This window comes from Ochrobactrum vermis, from assembly GCF_002975205.1.
Taxonomy (GTDB): domain Bacteria; phylum Pseudomonadota; class Alphaproteobacteria; order Rhizobiales; family Rhizobiaceae; genus Brucella; species Brucella vermis.
Genome location: NZ_PCOC01000002.1, coordinates 1720315 through 1739981, shown reverse-complemented (window position 1 = coordinate 1739981; position 19667 = coordinate 1720315). Strand labels below are relative to the sequence as shown.

The window sequence follows — 19667 nt, the reverse complement described above, 5'->3', positions numbered from 1 at the left end:
TAGTTGAACCTTGGGAGGGGTTCTGGATGCAAAAATATCTGTTGGGGCTTGATGCCGGCAATACCGTCATCAAAGCGGTGGTCTTTGATCTGGCGGGACGGGAACTCGCACATGCGGGGGAGGAAGGACATAGCCGCATGCCGCATCCAGGCCATGTCGAGCGTGACCTTGGTGAACTCTGGTCCAATGCCAAGAGGGTCATACGGACTTGCCTTGATAAGGCGGGTATAGCGGCGAGCGATATAGTCGCTATCGGTTGTGCCGGACACGGCAACGGCCTCTATGCGCTTGACCGGGAGGGGGAACCTCTCATCGGCATACAGTCGATCGACACACGTGCGACCGGTCTCGTGGAAAAGTGGGCGGCGGAAGGCGTGGGTGCGAAGACCTATCCGATAGCTCGTCAGCGCCCTTGGCCCTCCCAAACCCCGACCCTGCTTGCCTGGCTGAAGCGTTATCAGCCTGATCTGTTTGACCGGATTGGCACGGTATTCTTCTCCAAGGATTTTGTCGTCAATCGCTTGACCGGAAAACGTTTCAGCGAAGTTTCCGATATGTCTGGGGCAGGTTTGCTTGATCTGGCAAAGCGCCGTTATGACAGTGCTCTGATGGAAGCTTACGGTCTGAGCGATTGCATGGATATCCTGCCGCCGCTCATCGAAAGTGACAACATTGCAGGCAACGTAACGGAAGCAGTGGCGCGTGAGACTGGCCTTGCTGCGGGTACGCCTGTGATTGGCGGGCTTTTCGACGTGGTCGCATCGGCGCTCGGTTCCGGGGTTTCACGCACGGGGAGCGCGTCGATCATCGCTGGCACGTGGAGCATCAATCAGATCATTGTCGACGGTCCCGATCTTGAAGGGCCCGTCTTCATGACCTCGACTTTCGATCGCAGCCGTTACATGGCGATGGAAAACAGCGCGACCTCGGCGGCAAATCTGGAATGGCTGGTGCGGGAGTTCTTCGAAGGTGAACATCACGCCGATGTCTCGCCATTTGATGTCTGTTGCGGCCTGGCAGCGGCGATTGAGCCCGCGAATGATGATCCGCTTTACCATCCTTATCTCTATGGAGCGCAGCAAGACGGTCATGCGCGTGCAGGATTTTACGGTATTGCGGGCTGGCACACCAAGGGGCATTTGATCCGAGCGTTACTCGAAGGTGTTGCCTTCGGTCATCGCCAGCACGTCGAGACAATCCGCGAAGCAGGTGCGACCTTCGAGGAGGCTGTGCTTTCCGGTGGTGGTTCCCGGAGCCGTCTGTGGCCCCAGATTTTTGCTGACGTGCTTGGTGTGCCTGTGTCCGTTGCCGTTTCGCGGGAAACAGGAGCGCTCGGCGCCGCTATAGCAGCAGGAACCGGTGTCGGTTTGTTCTCCGATTTTACAGAGGGTGCCAATGCTATGGTGCGCGCCGATCGGCACTATAAGCCGAATGCCGCTTTGGTTGGACACTACAATCGTCGCTATGCGCTTTACAGGGATATCACGGAGGCAATGACACCGCTTTGGCGTCTGATACAGACCAATTCGGTACAAAGGGCGTGCAGTTAGCGAAGATGTCTCCATCGATGACGAACTCGGTGCAGATGTCTTGTATTGCTTCAGCCAGTGCCGGGGTTACCGAAATTGGTGTAGATATCCGCTCTGGTCTGAGGCACGGCGGAAATGCCGCGTTTGCGTTTTGAAGCCAATGTCTGGTTAATCTGAACGGTGCCTCTTTCAAATGCCAGAGCGCATCCTGCAAGATAGAGGAGCCAGAGCCGCGCTTTTGGGTAGCCAATTTCGGCAACCGCCTTGTCGAAATTGGAATGGAGCCGTTCGCTCCATAAACGACAGGTACGGCCATAATGTTCGCGCAGATTTTCCACGTCGTGAACTTCGAAGCCGTACCCTTCGAGATTTTCTACCGTCATTCCCAAATGATCGAGTTCCCCACCGGGGAAAATGTATTTCACAAGTGCCTTATGCTCTGCACTTTTGCGTTTGAAGGATTTCTTGTTCTTTTTCATACGCCGAGTGATTGCGTGGTGCATGTAAAGTCCGCCTGGACGCAAAAGCCGGTTCACTGTGCTGAAATAACTGTCGTAATTGGTGATGCCGACATGCTCGAACATTCCCACGGACGATATCTTGTCGAACTGGCCGTCAAGCTCGGTATAGGATTTGACGTGAATGGTGATCCTGTCTTCAAGCCCCGCTCGCCTGATCTTCTCGCGAGCCAGCGCCGTTTGCGCTTCTGAGAGCGAAACACCGGTGCCGATGACGCCAAAATTCTGCGCTGCATAAATAAGAAGAGCGCCCCAGCCGCAGCCAATATCCAGAAGCTGATCACCGGATTTCAAACGCAATTTACGGCAGATCAGCTCCAGCTTGTCTTTCTGTGCTTGATCTATGTCGTTGGTCCAATCGGTAAAATAACCGCAAGTGTAAACCATCCGGTCATCGAGAAACAAACGATAGAACTCGTTGGATACATCGTAATGATGGGTAATCGCTTCCTTGCTTGATCCACTGACAAAAGGCTCCTTACCGTCCAAAGCCGCACGTGCGTCGGACTTTCCAGCAAATAGGAGTGCCGGGAGATCCTTTAGCAATTGCCACTTGGGCAGCTCTTTTAGTCTGTTCTTCACACTGCCGTCGGTTCGGGCATTGGCCAGATCAAAAATAGTGCCATTGCTGATATCGACACGACCCGAAGTCCAGATATCAATCAGGGAATCGTAATTGGGCTTGAGAATCAGTTGCCGAACAATCGTCGGATCGTTGATCACCAGCGACGGACCGTCGAATGTGCCTATCCGCGTACCGTCCCACAGTTCTATATTGAATTGTGGGCGCAGCGTTTCCACGACTGTTCGTATGATGCGGATGGACTTAGATTCAGCCGTCATGCCATGCCTCTCCACTATGGGTTCGAAAAATCACCTTCGCAGGTTGAAACCTAGCCTAAGGTGTCTAACGATTGCAGTCATAAAATTGTGACGATTACTGCGATTTTCTTCTCTGAAGGTTTGCATGATCGACGTTGGCCCTTCGATGAAGCTCAAATCAATCAACATGGCTGAATGAAACTAGTCCTCGTGATCATTCCATCCAGGATGAATTCCGGGACGCATATTGCCCCAGGTCGGATCGATACCATGATATTCGTGATAGAATCTGACAAATATAGCGATCAGAAGGAAGGCGGTGCAAAGCGCGAGAATGACTTTAAAGAGTAAATCCGGCTTCAAACTCGACCTCGCTCATTGTTAAACCACTACCCACCGGTCGTGATGCGTTGAAGCTTCAAAAGCTTATATTCGAGTAGAAAGTATCGTTGACCGTAGTGTGATTGAAAAGTGTCTGACGCAATTCATTCTGAATCGCTAAAAATCAGGGTCTATTTTATGATTCGGTAAAATAAGGTTTCTGCTTGCTGATGCGTCCGAGGAGGCGGACTAGATGGAGTTTTCCCGTGATATTGCAGACGTTGCGAGAAGTTTGTGGCTCGAAATCGCCCAAACGAGTGGAGAAGCGGCTTCCATAGAGGCTATTTCACTCGCCATTCTCAGAGAGAGGCAGCGATGCGCAACAATTGCGCTTTGTGTATTTGATGATGAAGAATGGTCCGATGATTTTCGTGTAGCTGGCGGTCTGGTTGCAGAAGCGATTCTTGAAGATGGAAAAAATTAAGAAGCTCCACCTGAAAGCGCGGCTGATGTATTCGAAACTGCCGCTACCAATCGGCACAGGATTGGAACTGTTTTAACAATGAGATGGAGCAGCATGACGATGGATCGTATAGGGGCAGCGGCTATTGGCCTGCTGTCGTTGACATTGGCAGGATGCACCACATCGCCGCAAAACTATGCAGCCACTCTCTCCTCGCAGGACCCTAAATGGCAGTCACCGCAATGCGAACAAATCCGCGCGGAGGCTGTGAATTATGAAGCGGGAGAAAAGAAGGTTTCCGATCTGGCTCCAGGACTTCTTATCGGCCCCTACGGACTGGGTATTGCAATGGCAATAAAAGAGAATGACGAGAAGCGGCGAAAACTATTCGTTCGTGAAATGCACATGCGTTGCTCAAGCCAGCCTTTGCCGAAGGAACTTGAGAATATGCAAACTGAAACGAACCAGTCAAAACCAGCCGACACATTTCGATAATTTGCATGCCTTTTCGCATTTTTCCGATCTGTGAACGCATCTTTAATAGTGAGCTAAAATGTCTGATTTCGTACCCGTAATTGCGTTGCACGGCGGCGCTGGAACCATTCTCAAGGCTAATATGACGCCGGAGAAGGAAGCGGCCTATCACGCTGGTTTGCGCGAATGTTTACAGGCTGGGCTGAACGTGTTGCGGGGCGGTGGAAAAGCTCTCGATGCTGTCACGGCATCTGTGATCGCGCTGGAGGAAAATCCGCTATTCAACGCGGGCCGTGGGGCCGTGTTCACAACTGATGAAATGCATGAGATGGATGCCGCTATCATGGATGGTGCAACCCGCGCATGCGGTGCCATTTCCGGAATTTGCGGACCACGCAATCCTGTTCTGGCGGCGCGTGCAGTCATGGAACAGACTGACCACGTATTTTTCGCAGGCGAAGGAGCAAAGCGTTTCTGCGAAGCGGCCGGTTTGGAAATGATGCCTCCGGAATGGTTCTCGACGGATCAACGTCGCAAGGCATTGCATGACGAAATGGCACGTCGCCGCAGTGGCGCTGCTGACGATGGCGATCCTGCCCGTAAGCACGGGACAGTCGGGGCGGTTGCACTGGATAGTTTCGGACATCTGGCTGCGGCCACATCCACTGGTGGGATGACGGCCAAAACGCCGGGGCGCGTTGGGGACAGCCCGGTGATAGGTGCCGGAACTTGGGCGGACGACCAGACAGTTGCGCTTTCTGCCACCGGTCACGGAGAATATTTCATTCGCTGGGCCGTAGGTCACGAAATCGATGCGCGGATGCGCTGGGCTGGACAATCGCTCAGCGAAGCGGCTGGTGCCGTTGTCCGCGAACTCGGTGAAATTGGCGGCTCCGGTGGTCTTGTTGCCGTTGATCGTAAAGGTAACGTCAGTCTGCCGTTCAACAGTCCCGGCATGTATCGTGCCTGGTGCGATTTGAACGGTGAGATTCAGACTGGAATCTACCGTTAGGATCGAAGCACTCGTCTATGATCGCAGAGCTTGCCAGAAAACGTCTGATCTATTTCATTCAGACCGTTGTCGGATGATCGGGGCTCGTTTGCCAATTTTTCTTCGCCCCGATGTTCGGTAGTGCTGATCTTAGCGGGTATCGTGGGATCAGCTTTATCCGAATGAAGCAAAGTTACGAGCCCAAAACTTCTTCGTGGAAATTATTTAGACTTGCCATTCCAAATTGGAATGGCAAGTCTAAAATTGCATTAGCCAGCGCATAAATTTGCTGCCTATAAATTTCAAATAACAAAACGACCAGTCATGGGAAGTTGTTCTCCTGTTTTTCTTCACGCTGTTGAAAATGCATGAAGATCAGCTTGGAGCAACGGTGGCTGACGCGCCTTTCAAACGAGCGCAAAAAATGGGGAAATGAATGACGGATGCGAAGCGCGTTCCGAAGGATGGGTCTTGTCCTTCTGAAAGAAATGCGCTGCAAATCAATGATTTGGAGCTGCAAGGCGATGTTGTTATAGCGGCAGGTGTCGTGCAACCGACGCATACGTTCCGTTTGCAAGTCGGCGACATGCATGAGCTTTCCGTTTTGGAATATGGCAATTCGAAAGGTATCCCCGTCGTTTTTCTGCATGGCGGTCCCGGCGCGGGTGTCTCGGCCAAGCAGATTGCCAGTTTCGATCTCGACACCTATCGTGTCATTACCTTCGATCAGCGCGGTGCGGGGCGTTCCACCCCTGTCGCTGAAATTGCTGAAAACACCACACAGCATCTGATCGCGGATATTGAAGCGCTACGCGAAAAACTGGGTATCGAACGCTGGCTTGTGACTGGTGGCTCCTGGGGATCATGTCTGTCGCTTGCCTATGGCATTGCACATCCGCAGCGCTGCCTCGGCTTTCGACTGCACGGCATATTTCTTGGCGGGCAGGAGGATGTCGATTGGTGGTTTCACGGCTGCCGGGCCATTTTCCCTGATCACTGGCAGACATTTGCCGAATTCGTACCGGAAAATGAACGCGGCGATCTGCTCGCCGCCTATTACAAGCGGCTAACGTCCGGTGACCCGACGCAGGAACAAGCCGCAGCTCAGAGCCTGCGCGGATTTTCGGCGCGCACGCAAACCTTCGAACCGGACACGAACCACGTCTCCAAACTTCTGAAGCCGGAAGCGGCCTTGGCTGTATCACGCATTTTCACCCATTATTGCATTAACCGCGCTTTCCTCCCTGACAATTATCTCATCGAGAATATCGATCGTATTCGTCATCTGCCGGCCGAAATCGTGCAGGCGAGATACGACACGGTAACGCCGATGATGACGGCTTGGAAACTCAAGGAAGCGTGGCCGGAAGCCAGCTTCACTATTGTCACGCTCGCCAATCATCAGTCGACGGTAGGCCCTATGGCCGATGCGCTGGCAGTCGCATCTGCCCGGCTGGCGCGGCAATTGGCGTGAACGCGCTCATCAATGCCTGGAATGAAGGAAAGTTCGATGTTCGATACAAAGGCCGCTGACATATCGCTCTCGATGACGCACTACATCGATATCTGCAAGGCGGTGAAGCCCGCCGTCTCGCCGGACGGTGAACTTCTGGTCTATCTCAGCGACGAGAGTGGCACGGCGCAGGTCTGGGTACGCCCGCTTGCGGGCGGTACACCGCGCCAGCTCACCGATCTGTCGGAACCGGTCGGCAATCTCGCCTTCAATCCAAAGAACCGCGATCTGCTCATCACCACCGACTGGGGTGGCGACGAACGCCATCAGCTTTGGCTGATCGAGAATGCCGACGGTGAGCCGCGTCTTCTGACCACTGATGCAACGGTGGTTCATGCTTGGGGTTGCTGGTCACCCGATGGCACGCAGATCGCCTATGGCGCAAATTATCGCGACCGTTCGCACATGGATATTCATGTGATGACCGTTGCAACCGGCGAGACTAAATGCGTTTACGAAGGCACTGGCTGGCGCACGCCTGCCGCCTTTGCGCCCGACGGAAAGTCGTTGCTGGTCAATGATTGCCAGCGCGCCATGATGGATCAGGATTTCTGCCGCCTCGATCTCGAAACAGGTGCTTACGAAAACATCCTGCCGCATGAAGGCCGAGCGCGCTATCAGGCGCCAAAATTCTTCAAGGACGGCTCCGGCATTCTGATGATTGCCGATCAGGAGTGCGAATATCTCTCCGTCGTGGTCAAACCTCACGATGCGACACGGCTGACCGAACTGGCCGCTTTTGACGGGCAGGATGTCGAAGCGCTCGCTATATCGCCGGATCAGAGCCGGATAGCGCTCGTCCTGAATCGTCAGGGCTGGAACGATGTGGTTCTGATTGGCCGGGACGGGGCGGTGCTCAAACGGCTTGAAATGCCCGTTGCCGCAGTGGTCGCTTCCGTCGCGTGGACACCGGACGGCACGTCGCTGATCATGCCCGTCGAAGGTGCTGCGACCTCGGGCGACATCTGGCGCTGCGATGTTGAAAGCGGTGCTTTCGTACGCCTGACAGACGCGCCGAAGGCCAAAATGAAATTGCCAGGCTTTCTAGAACCGACGGTAACGAGCGTTGCAAGCTTCGACGGGTTGGACATTCCTTATTTCGTCTACAAGCCGGAGCGTGCCGCAGGCCCTGATGGTTATCCAGTCATGGTCATCGTGCATGGTGGTCCGGAAGCCCAGTGGAAGCCGGACTTTCGTGCGGACATCCAGTACATGTTGGCGCGGGGCATCATGGTCATCGCGCCAAATATTCGCGGCAGCACGGGATATGGCCGCGCCTACCAACACCTGGATGATCGCGAATTGCGTATGGACAGCGTTGCCGATCTCAAGGCGGTACGTATGGCGGTCGCGGCACGTAGCGATGTAGATGAAAGCCGTATTGGCGTGTTTGGCCGGTCCTATGGCGGGTTCATGGTCCTGTCGGCCATGACGGAATATCCCGACCTGTGGAAGCTCGGCGTTGAATATTACGGGATCGCCAATTTCCTCACCTTGTTGCAGACCACAGGACCGTGGCGCAAGGAGCTACGCGCCATCGAATATGGCGATGCCGAAACCATGCGTGATGAATTGGAGCGGTACTCGCCCATCAATCGCATCGGCAATATTGCTGCGCCGCTGATGATCGCACACGGTCTGGAAGATCCCCGCGTTACGCCGTGCGAAAGCGAAATGGTCTATTCGTGTCTGCGCGGCCTCGGCAAGCCCATCGAATATCTGCGTGTACCGCATGAGGGGCATGGCTTTGCGCGTATCGAAAACCGCCGTCGCGTGTTTGGCGCGCTTGCCCGTTTCATCGATGAGAATCTTTAAAAGCATTGTTGGGAGAGTACACCGTGAAGAATGGTGAAGAGATCTGGGATCTGGTGGACGCGAAGAAGGCTGATTTTGAAGCCTTGAGCGATCGTGTCTGGGGCATGCCCGAGATCGCCTATACCGAATACAAGTCCTGTGCCGAGCACACCGAAATGTTGAAGGAACAGGGCTTTCGCATCACCGAGAGTGTGGCTGGCATTCCCACTGCAGTATTGGGCGAGGCGGGCGAGGGTGGACCGGTCATCGCCATTCTGGGTGAATATGATGCGTTGCCGGGTCTAAGTCAGGAAGCGGGCATAGCAGAACCACGCCCGATCCCCGGTACGGGACATGGTCATGGTTGCGGCCATAATCTTCTGGGTTCCGCCGCTATTCTGGCGGCGACCGCAGTCAAGGACTGGCTGAAACAGACCGGCAAGAAGGGACGCGTGCGCTACTATGGCTGTCCTGCAGAAGAAGGCGGCGCGGCCAAGTCGTTCATGGCGCGGGCAGGGGCTTTCGACGATGTCGATATTGCCATCTGCTGGCATCCGGCTTCGTTCACACAGGTCGATGATGCGCAGTCGCTCGCCAATACCCGCATGGACTTTGAATTTACCGGGCGGGCCTCCCATGCTGCCGCTGCACCGCATCTGGGACGCTCCGCTCTGGATGCAGTGGAACTGATGAGTGTTGGCTGCAACTATCTGCGCGAACACATCCCTTCGGATTGCCGTCTTCACTACGCTTATCTCAATGCGGGCGGCATCGCGCCGAACGTCGTGCAGGCCAAGGCAAAGGTGCGCTATGCCATCCGCGCCACCGATCTGCCGGGCATGTTCGCCCTCAATGGTCGGGTGAAGAAGGTTGCAGAGGGCGCTGCAATGATGACGGAAACGACCGTCGATATCTCCATCATGAGCGCGGTCTCGAACCTGCTTGGCAATACGCCGCTGGAAATCGCAATGCATTCCAACATGGAGCGTCTGGGCGGTGTGCCGTTCGACGACGCGGATCGTTCGTTTGCGGCAAAGATCCAGACAACGCTTTCGAAGGAAGACATCGAAACCGACTATCTGCGCGTCGGCCAGCCCCTGGCGGAAAACGAACCGCTTTGCGACTACATTCTGCCACGCGAACAAAAGGGCGTACCGATGATCGGCTCCACCGATCTCGGCGATGTGAGCTGGGTCGTGCCGACCGTTCAGGCACGCGTGGCAACGCATGCCATCGGTTCGCCCGGTCATTCGTGGCAGATCACCGCACAAGGTAAGATGCCGGCTGCCCATAAGGGCATGGTCTATGCTGCCAAGGTGATGGCGGGCACTGCACTCGATGTCCTTCAGAACGAGAAAATCCTCCATGACGCCAAGGCTGATCACCAGGCTCGCACGGCAAAGACGCCCTACACCTGCCCGATCCCGCCGGAGGTCAACCCGCCGCTGCAGCCGCGTCCGGCCGAGTGACTGGCTAAGAAAATGCTTTTCGTGCCCCGCGTCCGCGCGCGGGGCACCTCTCGAAAATGCCCAACCATAAAAGGGGATAACAATGCAAAAACAGACGACATCCATCCTGCGCTGCACCACGGCGCTTGCACTTGCCGCCGGTATGGGCGCTGCAACGTTCCCGGCCGAAGCCGCCTCACCGCTGAACGCGCTCGTCATGGCCTGGAATATCGACGCTATCAGCACTTTTGATCCGGCCCAAATCGGTGAAGCTGCGACCAATGAAATTATCCAGAATATCTGCGATCCCATGGTCGATTTCGATCCGTCTGACGAGACCAAGATCGTGCCGCAACTCGCCAAGAGCTGGGAGGTCTCGCACGACGGATTGCAGATCACATTTCACATGCGCGATGACCTGAAGTTCGACAATGGCGACAAAGCGACGGCGGGTGATATGGCGTGGTCTCTCCAGCGCGCGGTCAAGCTCGGTTTCGGCAATGCAGCGACGCTGACAGAATACGGTTTCACCAAGGACAATGTTGATCAGACCATTTCGGCGCCGGACGACAACACCGTCGTTTTCAAGCTGGACAAGCCTTATCCGGTCAATCTCATCCTGGCGGCGATCGCCGCCAATCGCGTCGCCAGCCTTCTGAACCAGAAGGTTTTGATGCAGAACCAGGTCGATAACGACATGGGCAACAAATATCTGGCCACCCGGTCGGAATGCGTTGGTCCCTACAAGCTGATGCGGTGGAATCCTGCTGAAGTGGTTATCCTTCAGGCCACCGACAATTACTGGGGTGAAGCGCCGAAACTCAAGCAGGTGCTCATCCGCCACGTTTCGGAAGCGGGAACCCAGCGGCTGCTGCTCGAAAAGGGCGACATCGACATCGCTCGCGATCTGACGCCTGAAGATCTGCGCGATCTGGAAACGCAGGACAAGGTGACCGCCTCACGCTCGCTGAAGCCTTCGCTGTTCTACTGGAACTTCAACAATGCCGATCCGATCTTCGCCAATGAGAAGGTGCGCCTCGCGATGCGCTATCTTATTGACTATGAGGGACTCGGTAAGACGGTCATCAACAATGTCGGTGTGCCGCGTGCAAGCTTCGTGCAGCTCGGTGCGTTTGGCGCGCTGGACGAGAAGGAAGGCCAGCCTTTCAAACTCGACGTCGAAAAGGCTCGCGAACTCCTGAAGGAAGCTGGGTACGAGAACGGCTTCGAGACGACGATGTTCATCAGTACGGCGCCTTATGCAGCTCCGATTGCCCAGAGTATTCAGGACGCGGCCGCTAAGATAGGTGTGAAAATCAAGATCGAACGCATGGCCAATGCGCAATTGTTCAGCCGTATCCGCGGTCGTGAGTTCCAGACCTCGCTGATGGGCTGGCAGACCACGGTTCCAGACGCGCATGGCAATGCTTCACGCCAGATATTCAATCCCGACAATCGGGCTGAAGCCAAGCAGACCATGTATCCGAGCTGGCGCGCGAGCTATTTCAACGAAGCCGTGAACAAGGAAGTCGACGCTGCCCTGTTCGAGAAGGACGAGGCCAAGCGCAAGCAGATGTATATCGATCTCCAGAATGAGATGATGGAGAAGGGGCCACATGCCTTCATTTTCCAGATCTACAACGTCGCTGGCGTCAACAAGGCCATGAAGAACTGGAGCTGGAACGGCTTCCGCGTCTACTACGATCTGGCCGCAAAATAACAGGAATAGTGCGCCCGGCGGCTAGTCTGGAAGTGGCTGGGTGCACACCGTTTCGATGGATGACCGCATGGTCGCCTGTGGTTCGCTTCGCGATCCCGACCCGGCATCCCGTTTTTCTCTTTCGGGAATTTGCAGATGACGACGCACGAAATCATTGAAGACGTGGAGGCGGCGGACCACGATCGGGAGGCCGGACCCGTACTTCAGTTTCTCGCCGCCACCGCGCGTTTGGTCGTTTCAGTGGCAATTACGCTTCTGGGACTGATCACGCTGACCTTTTTCATCAGTCGCCTTTTGCCGCTGGATCCGGTCATCGCCATGCTGGGCGATAATGTGTCCCAGGAAGCTTATGACACGATGTACAGAAAGCTGGGGCTCGACCAGCCATTGATCGTGCAATACGGCCTTTATCTCAAGAACGCGCTGATGTTCGATTTCGGCAACGCACTGACTTCCGGCCGTCCGGTACTGGAAGATATTGCGCGCGTCTTCCCGGCTACCATCGAACTGGCGACTGTAGCTATCGTCATCGGAACCGCGCTGGGTATTCCGCTCGGTGTTTTCTCTGCCATGTACCGCAATTCTCCTCTGGATCATGCCGTGCGCATGGTCAGCCTGCTCGGCTATTCCACGCCGAATTTCTGGCTCGGCTTGATGGCGCTGCTGATTTTTTATGCCACGCTGGGCTGGATCGGCGGGCCAGGTCGGATAGATTTCATTTATGAATACTCAGTCGAGCCGACGACCGGCTTCCTGCTTCTCGACAGCGCGATGCAGGGCCAGTGGGATGCTTTTGGGAACGCCGTAAGCCATATCATCATGCCCGCGCTGATCCTTGCATTCGGCTCGATGGCCTATATCAGCCGCATGACGCGCGGTTTCATGATCGAGCAACTCAATCAGGAGTATATTATCACTGCACGCGTCAAGGGATTGTCCTGGGCGCGTACTGTCTGGGGCCATGCCTTCCGCAATGTTGCGGTTCAGGTCGTGACGGTCGTGGCGCTCTCCTATGCTTTCCTGCTGGAAGGCGCGGTGCTGACCGAGACGGTGTTCGCATGGCCGGGTTTCGGGCGTTACCTCACCAATGCACTTCTGGCTGGTGACATGAACGCAGTGGTCGGCTGCACGCTTATCGTCGGCATTCTGTTCGTCGGTATCAACCTGATCAGCGACCTTCTGTATCGCGTCTTCGATCCCCGCACACGATAGGAAACTGCCGATGAACACGCACACCAGCACGTCGCCGGCGCAAACTTCCGGTTCCCTGCGGGCCTGGCTGACCGCTCCCGTACCCACTTCTGCCTTTCAGGCCAATATACAGCAGCTGCGCCGTTCCTGGTTCAAGCTGATGGCCAACACGTCCGCCGTCTTTGGTCTCGCGGTCATCGTCCTTCTGGTTCTGGTAGCGATTTTCGCTCCCCTGATCGCAACACACGATATCGGCGCCAACAATCTCGCCAACCGGCTTCAACCGCCGTCATGGGACCATTTCTTCGGTACGGACGAACTGGGTCGCGATATTTTCAGTCGCCTTGTCTATGGTTCGCGCATCACCCTCTACATCGTAACGCTGACCGCCGTCATCGCCGCACCTATCGGCCTTATCGTCGGTACTACTGCGGGCTATATGGGCGGCTGGGTCGATATGGCGCTGATGCGCATTGTCGACATCTTCCTCGCCTTTCCCAGTCTCGTGCTTGCGCTGTCCTTTGCCGCAGCACTCGGGCCGGGTATCGAAAATGCCGTCATCGCCATTTCACTCGCCGCATGGCCGCCGATCGCGCGTCTCGCCCGCGCGGAAACATTGACCATTCGCTCGTCGGATTATGTGGCCGCCATTCGCCTGCAAGGGGCTTCCACTATGCGGGTGATTGCGAAGCACGTCGTTCCCATGTGCATTCCCTCGGTAGTGATCCGCATCACACTCAACATGTCGTCGATCATCCTCACCGCTGCGGGCCTCGGCTTTCTCGGCCTTGGTGCACAGCCGCCAAGCCCTGAATGGGGTGCGATGTTGTCCAGTGGTCGCGAATTTATGATGACCTCTTGGTGGCTTGCCGCTGTGCCCGGTACCGCAATCCTGCTTGCGAGCCTTGCATTCAACCTGTTTGGCGACGGCTTGCGCGATGTCCTCGACCCTAGAAACGGATAAGATCAATGACAAAACCATTGCTAGAAGTCGATGATCTGTGGGTGTCGTTTCCCGGTGCCGATCGCAATATCGATGTCGTTCGCGGCATCAGCTTTTCCATCGGGCGCGAGAAAGTCGGCATCGTGGGCGAATCCGGCTCCGGCAAATCGATGACCGGGCGTTCGATTCTCAAGCTCACGCCAAAGACGGCACAGATCCGTGCCAAGGCCCTGCGTTTCGGCGAAATTGACCTGTTGTCAGCCGGCGAACGCCAGATGCGCAGCGTGCGCGGCAACCGTATCTCGATGATCCTTCAGGACCCGAAATATTCGCTCAACCCGCTGATCCGTATCGGCGATCAGATCATGGAAGCCTACCGTCTGCACCATCGTGTGAAATCGGCAGAAGCGCGACAGAAGACACTTGCTATGCTGGAGGCCGTGCATATTCGCGATCCGGAGCGTGTCATGCGTCTGTTTCCGCACGAAATTTCGGGTGGCATGGGCCAGCGCGTGATGATCGCCATGATGCTGATCCCTGAACCTGACATGATTATCGCCGACGAACCGACCTCCGCGCTCGATGTGACCGTGCGGCGTCAGGTTCTAACCATACTTGACGAACTGGTCAGCCGTTCAGGCACCGGGCTGATGTTCATCAGCCATGATCTCAATCTGGTGGCGGACTTCTGCGACCGGGTGCTGGTCATGTATGCGGGGCGTATCATGGAAGATCTGCCGGCGAAGGAGCTGCACAAGGCGCGCCACCCCTATACGCAGGCTCTGCTGGCCAGCCTTCCGCGGCTCGACCATCCGGTCGATATGCTGAAGGTGCCGGAACGGGACAAAAGCTGGCTGACCGAACCGACGCTGGTGGGAGGAAATTCATGATACATGCAGCGAATTCTCCATTCGTGGATGTTTCCGACCTTTCCATCAGCTTCGGCAAGGGACGCAAGCGTGCCACCGTCGTCAGGAAGGTGAAGTTTCATATCGAACGCGGTGCGGCCTATGGTCTGATTGGTGAATCCGGTTGCGGCAAATCGACAATCCTGCGCGCTCTTGCCGGTCTCATCCCGCATTATCAAGGCGACTTCATCTTTGACGGACAGAAGATGGGGGGCGAACGCGATAAAGCATTTTTCCGTCGCGTGCAGATGGTGTTTCAAGACCCATATGCCTCGCTGCACCCACGCAAGCAGGTGCACAAGGTGTTGGCGGAATCGCTTGCCATTCACGGCATGGACCGAAAGGACGAGCGCATTCGCGACGTATTGCAAGCGGTGGGGCTCGGTCCGGGCTTCCTCTATCGCTATCCGCATGAATTGTCCGGAGGCCAGCGGCAGCGTGTCGCCATAGCCCGTGCACTTATCATCGAACCGGACGTGCTGCTTCTGGATGAGCCGACATCCGCGCTCGATGTTTCCGTGCAGGCGGAAATTCTCAATCTGCTCAAGGTGTTGCGCCGCGAGCGAAATCTCACATACCTCATGGTTTCGCACGACCTCGCTGTGGTGGCGCATATCTGCGAGTGCGTCGGGGTCATGCACAAAGGCATTATTCTGGAAGAATTGACGGCGGACGATCTGCGCCATTCGCGCGCCAAAGCCGAATATACGCAGGAGTTCCTGCATGCCAGCGTGGAAGCTGTTGCACATAATCAGTCTAAGGAAATACGAGTATGAACTATCATTCGGTGGCCAATCCGGGACAGGAATGGGAACGTTTGAAGAGCCCCGCCGCGGCGGGTTGGTCGGAAGCTGGGCTTGGCGCCGTCGACGCTTGTGCCGACAGCCAGGAAACCGATGCGCTGATGATCGTTCAGGGCAACAAGATCGTCCATACATATGGCGACATCACGCACAAATACCTCTGCCACTCCATCCGCAAGAGTATTCTTGCTGCGCTGATGGGGCAGGATGTGGCCGATGGCACCATTGATCTCAGCCTGACGTTGGAGCAGCTTGGCATTGATGACAATGAAGGCTTGAGCGAAGTGGAGAAACAGGCGACGGTCTATGATCTCCTGACCGCCCGTTCTGGCATCTACCATCCAGCGGGGTACGAGACGCCATGGATGCGAATGATCAAGGAAAAGCGTCATTCCCACGCGCCCGGCACCTTCTGGTGTTACAACAATTGGGATTTCAATGCGCTTGGCACGATCTTTGAACAGTTGACGGGCAAGACCGTGCACCAGTCTTTCGACGAGCGTATTGCAAAGCCACTCGGATTTGAGGATTTCTCACTTTACGGGGACGAGCCGGACGGCTGGCATGATCGTTTTACAGAAAGTCGTCATGCCGCCTATCCGTTTCGCCTTTCGACCCGTGATCTGGCGCGTTTTAGCCAGCTTTATCTGCGCGATGGCCGCTGGAATGGTGAAGCCATATTGCCGGAAGGCTGGGCGCAGGAATGCGTCATGCCTTATTCCCATGCGGGCGCGCGCGGCGCGTATGGCTACATGTGGTGGCTGGAGCGCGACGGTGTGTTTTTTCCCGGCGTGGTGACCCCGAAAGGCAGCTATGCAGGTTTCGGTGCAGGTGGACATTTCTGCATTGTGCTGCCAGCGCTCGACATGGTGATCGTGCATCGCGTGGACACGGACATCGCTGGACGCCAACTGAACCGGCACAAGTTCGGACGTCTCCTGAAGCTCATTCTCGACGCATTTCAAGGGTGAAGCTATGCAGCGAGACGAGATGACAGTCGCAACCGCGATTGCTTTGGCATGTCTAAAGCCAGTGTTGAGCGAGAATGCGCGTGAACTGGCCAGAGACGCAATTTTGGATACGTTGGCCTGCATGGTGGCAGGCAGCGAGGATGACAGCACGCAAAGCGTGGCGGCGGCCTTTGCCGAATTCAACACCGGCGGAAGCGCCCTTTTGATTACGGGCGGCGCAGGCAGCCCGATGCTCGCGGCGCTGGTCAACGGTACTGCGGCGCATGCGCTCGATTTCGACGATAATTTCTTGCCGGGCATGAGCCATGCCTCGGCAGTGATCGTGCCCGCAATCACGGCGCTTGCCGATCTGGATAAAACCGCAGGCGCTTATCTTGTCGACGCTTATCTTGCGGGCCTGCAGGCACAGGCGCTGGTAGGCGAGGGATTGGGACAAGCCCATTATACAGCCGGCTGGCATGGAACCTCCACGGTGGGCAGTATCGGCACGGCTGTCGCCACGGCCCATATGCTTGGTCTCGACATTTTGGCGACGGCTCAGGCCATCACGATCGCTGCCAGTTCTGCATCCGGCACCAAGGGCCAGTTCGGCACGCTGATCAAGCCGTTTCATGCAGGCATGGCGGCGCGCAATGCGGTAGAAGCCGCCTTGCTTGCAAAAGTCGGAATGAAGGCACGACACGATATTCTGGAAGGTGAACAGGGTATTCGCGAACTGTTTGCGGGTGACCCGCGCCTTGGCTGGAACATAGAAGATATTCTTGCCGACAGACCGCATGTGATCGAAACGGCAGGTGTCATGCCCAAACGACATCCCTGCTGTGGTTCCACGCATATGATCATCGATGGATTGCTTGATCTTCAGGCAGAACACGGGTTCGCTGCCGAAGATGTGGTCGCGATAGACACATTGGTCGGGATCGCGAATTACCGGAATCTTGCCTATACGCAACCGACGGACCAGATGCAGGCCCGCTTCTCCATGCAGTATTGCGTAGCACGCACCCTGCGGCAGGGATATCTCGCACTTGCGGATTTCACGCCGCAGACTGTTACTGCCTTCAAGGATGATCCGCTGCTTGGTGTCGTTAATATGCGCAGCTATTCGCTAGAGGAAGAACGGGCGTCTGCGGAAAAGCTGCCCCATGTTGCCACTGTTACACTGAAGGACGGACGAGTGTTGCGCGCATCGCGCAGCTTCGCGGTCGGTACCCTGCAACAGCCTTTTGGTGCAGGTGATCGGACGCGAAAATTTCTTGATTGTTGTTCGGCGGTTCCGAAGACAGATCAGATCTATTCGGATTTGTACGACCTTGATGGTGCAGCCAATCTGAATGCAATTGTTGGACTTTTCCCTCGGTCGTGACCTGTTCTAACTCGGTTCTTGAGTGAGGTTTCCGGCGTTGTGTCCGTTTTTCTGGGAAACCAGTTGTGAGGCACGACGCCAGAAGAGCTCAGCCTGTTTGTTCCTGAATTGGGGTGTTCGGTAAACGCGGATTTCAATCAACAGATCAGTGTCCGGTTCGCCAGCACGGACAAGCACTCCGCGCTTCATTTCATCGTCGACGAGGCTTTCGGGTATCCATGCCACGCCGTGTCCGGAGACCGCCATTGCCTTGAGTGCCACCGACATTCCGTTTTCGTAAACTGTGCTTAACTGAAAGCCATGTTTTTCGAACAACCAAGGCAGGGCAAGAGAAAAGAACGAATTACCGCGATAACTGAGGAAGGCCGTCGGCAGCGATTTATCCTTGAGGCTGTGCAGGGCGTTCCCATTTGGCGTAGGAGCGGATACTGGAATGACCCTCTCTGTCCCCAATGCCAGAAAGGGGTAGTTGCCAAGATCATCCATCTGGGGAACGGCAGGATGCGCATAGGTCAGGAAGAAGTCGCAATGCCCGCTGACGAGCGTCGAAATATTACCGACGAACGATGAGTGAGGATCGGCAAAACGTGCGCGAAAAGAAGCGCCGGACGCTTCGATCTGCGCCATCCAATGCGGGAAGAATGTAAGCGATAGTGTGTTGAGGGTTGCAAAAGAAATAATTTCCCAGGTGGCACTATAGCCATCGCTAACGCTCTTGCGAGCACCGAGCAGCATTTCGAGAGCATCCTGTGCTCGGGGAAGGAAGCATTCTCCGGCCTTTGTCAGGCCTATGGGGTTTGACGAACGGTCGACCAAGGGCAGGCCAACCCAATCCTCAAGCTGTTTGATGCGTTTGCTGAGAGCAGATTGCGTAATGTAGCGGTCTCCCGCAGCGCGGGAATAGCTCCTGTGTTCAGCGAGACTGATGAAATCTTCAAGCCATTTCAGTTCCATAGTCTGTACCGCTGCATCAGATAAGCAAAAGTGATCCCATCTCGATGTATAACGCGATCCGGCTCGATTGAGGTAGACCTCATTCGGTGTTTTCGATCAAACAGTAATCTGCTTAAAGCTGTTGCAGACAAAATTATCCGGCAGACAGTCTCTACATCGAGTCGCGTACGCGCTCCCAGGCCTTCGTCAAATGGCGCCCCAGTACCTCGGAAAGCCGCGTTGCATCGCGAGCTTCCAAGGCCAGAATCATTTCTTCATGCTCGGATACAGCTGCCGCCCATTTCTCCGCACCTTCGTGGCCGACGAAACGGATACGTTTCAATCGTGTCTGCAGCATCTGGTGAATGTCAGCCAGCGTGGGGTTTTTTGCAAGGCGGACAATGGCCAGATGAATCTGCTGATTGAGCTTATAATACTGGAGGCGGTCAGCATGATTATAGCGTTCGATCATTTCGTCGTGCAGCGCACGCACCTCAGCGATCTCCTTGTCGGTCGCCAGCTCGCAGGCGAGCTTTCCAGCAAGCTCCTCCAGCGTGCGCAGGACGGTGAGCATGTCTTTCACGTCGGCGGCGCTGAAACGTTTGACAACCGCGCCGCGGCTTGGAACAAGCTCGACCAGACCTTCGCTGGCCAGATACTTGATCGCCTCACGCAGCGGTGTCCGGGACACGCCGAGTTGTTCTCCGAGCTGGCCTTCATGCAGGCGCGTGCCAGGTTCCAGCTGCCCTTCAATAATCATGTCGCGCAGATGGTTGACCAGCATGTCGTGCAAGGCCGTGCGGCGGAACGCTTGTGAGCCGTTGTCGGCTTGCCCGGTTTTCTGAATTTCGTCCATCGACCTTTTTCTCAAAGAGTGGGTTCGAATCCTCATCTCACCAACTTTGGCGAAGATGGCTGGCCTGCTCTCAGTCGTCAATATAAAATGCTGCATACAGAAT

General features: G+C 55.7%; 17 protein-coding genes. 14 read left to right on the top strand and 3 right to left on the bottom strand.

Translation table 11 applies throughout. From position 1 onward, the window contains the following. Positions 1–26 precede the first annotated feature (26 nt). Positions 27–1550: an FGGY-family carbohydrate kinase gene (locus CQZ93_RS22360; RefSeq protein WP_105544725.1), complete on the top strand. Its 1524-nt coding sequence runs from the start codon at positions 27–29 to the stop codon at positions 1548–1550. A gap of 50 nt (positions 1551–1600) precedes the next feature. Here CQZ93_RS22360 and CQZ93_RS22355 read toward each other — a convergent pair whose 3' ends face one another. Further along, complete coding sequence (locus CQZ93_RS22355; RefSeq protein WP_105544724.1) at positions 1601–2890, bottom strand: SAM-dependent methyltransferase; 1290 nt, start codon at positions 2888–2890, stop codon at positions 1601–1603. Positions 2891–3443: 553 nt separating this feature from the next. On the opposite strand from CQZ93_RS22355, the gene CQZ93_RS22350 reads away from it, so the two are divergent. From CQZ93_RS22350 to CQZ93_RS22290, 13 genes are all read left to right on the top strand, one after another. Beyond that, a complete protein-coding gene (locus CQZ93_RS22350; RefSeq protein WP_105544723.1) occupies positions 3444–3674 on the top strand; it encodes a hypothetical protein in 231 nt (76 codons plus the stop codon). 93 nt (positions 3675–3767) lie between these two features. After that, positions 3768–4148 (top strand): hypothetical protein, encoded by a 381-nt coding sequence (locus tag CQZ93_RS22345; protein ID WP_105544722.1) that lies wholly within the window; start codon positions 3768–3770, stop codon positions 4146–4148. 58 nt (positions 4149–4206) lie between these two features. Further along, positions 4207–5139 carry an isoaspartyl peptidase/L-asparaginase family protein gene (locus CQZ93_RS22340; RefSeq protein WP_105544721.1) on the top strand — a complete coding sequence of 311 codons (933 nt, stop codon included), beginning with the start codon at positions 4207–4209 and terminating at the stop codon, positions 5137–5139. A gap of 415 nt (positions 5140–5554) precedes the next feature. Next, positions 5555–6592, top strand: a complete 1038-nt coding sequence (gene pip, locus CQZ93_RS22335; protein ID WP_105544720.1) for a prolyl aminopeptidase — start codon at positions 5555–5557, stop codon at positions 6590–6592. Between the two features lie 36 nt (positions 6593–6628). Then, a complete protein-coding gene (locus tag CQZ93_RS22330; protein ID WP_105544719.1) occupies positions 6629–8446 on the top strand; it encodes a S9 family peptidase in 1818 nt (605 codons plus the stop codon). A 23-nt stretch (positions 8447–8469) separates the two neighbouring features. Beyond that, positions 8470–9894, top strand: a complete 1425-nt coding sequence (locus CQZ93_RS22325) for a M20 family metallopeptidase (RefSeq protein ID WP_105544718.1) — start codon at positions 8470–8472, stop codon at positions 9892–9894. 82 nt (positions 9895–9976) lie between these two features. Further along, positions 9977–11593 (top strand): ABC transporter substrate-binding protein, encoded by a 1617-nt coding sequence (locus CQZ93_RS22320; RefSeq protein ID WP_105544717.1) that lies wholly within the window; start codon positions 9977–9979, stop codon positions 11591–11593. A 135-nt stretch (positions 11594–11728) separates the two neighbouring features. After that, positions 11729–12805 (top strand): ABC transporter permease, encoded by a 1077-nt coding sequence (locus CQZ93_RS22315; RefSeq protein WP_105544716.1) that lies wholly within the window; start codon positions 11729–11731, stop codon positions 12803–12805. A 10-nt stretch (positions 12806–12815) separates the two neighbouring features. Continuing rightward, positions 12816–13748 carry a nickel transporter permease gene (gene nikC, locus CQZ93_RS22310; protein WP_105544715.1) on the top strand — a complete coding sequence of 311 codons (933 nt, stop codon included), beginning with the start codon at positions 12816–12818 and terminating at the stop codon, positions 13746–13748. A 5-nt stretch (positions 13749–13753) separates the two neighbouring features. Further along, on the top strand, positions 13754–14617 hold the full coding sequence (locus CQZ93_RS22305; protein ID WP_105544714.1) for an ABC transporter ATP-binding protein: 864 nt from the start codon (positions 13754–13756) through the stop codon (positions 14615–14617). Then, the gene (locus tag CQZ93_RS22300) at positions 14614–15411 is read left to right on the top strand and encodes an ABC transporter ATP-binding protein (RefSeq protein WP_105544713.1); all 798 of its coding nucleotides are present in this window, start codon (positions 14614–14616) and stop codon (positions 15409–15411) included. The genes CQZ93_RS22305 and CQZ93_RS22300 overlap by 4 nt, the downstream gene beginning before the upstream one ends. Beyond that, positions 15408–16409 carry a serine hydrolase domain-containing protein gene (locus CQZ93_RS22295; protein ID WP_105544712.1) on the top strand — a complete coding sequence of 334 codons (1002 nt, stop codon included), beginning with the start codon at positions 15408–15410 and terminating at the stop codon, positions 16407–16409. The genes CQZ93_RS22300 and CQZ93_RS22295 overlap by 4 nt, the downstream gene beginning before the upstream one ends. A 19-nt stretch (positions 16410–16428) precedes the next feature. Further along, positions 16429–17775, top strand: a complete 1347-nt coding sequence (locus tag CQZ93_RS22290) for an MmgE/PrpD family protein (RefSeq protein WP_286154238.1) — start codon at positions 16429–16431, stop codon at positions 17773–17775. 6 nt (positions 17776–17781) lie between these two features. On the opposite strand, the gene CQZ93_RS22285 is transcribed toward CQZ93_RS22290, so the two are convergent. Together CQZ93_RS22285 and CQZ93_RS22280 are read right to left on the bottom strand one after the other, a co-directional pair. Next, positions 17782–18729, bottom strand: a complete 948-nt coding sequence (locus tag CQZ93_RS22285) for a LysR family transcriptional regulator (protein WP_105544710.1) — start codon at positions 18727–18729, stop codon at positions 17782–17784. Positions 18730–18880: 151 nt separating this feature from the next. Next, positions 18881–19564 (bottom strand): GntR family transcriptional regulator, encoded by a 684-nt coding sequence (locus CQZ93_RS22280; RefSeq protein WP_105544709.1) that lies wholly within the window; start codon positions 19562–19564, stop codon positions 18881–18883. Positions 19565–19667: the final 103 nt, after the last annotated feature.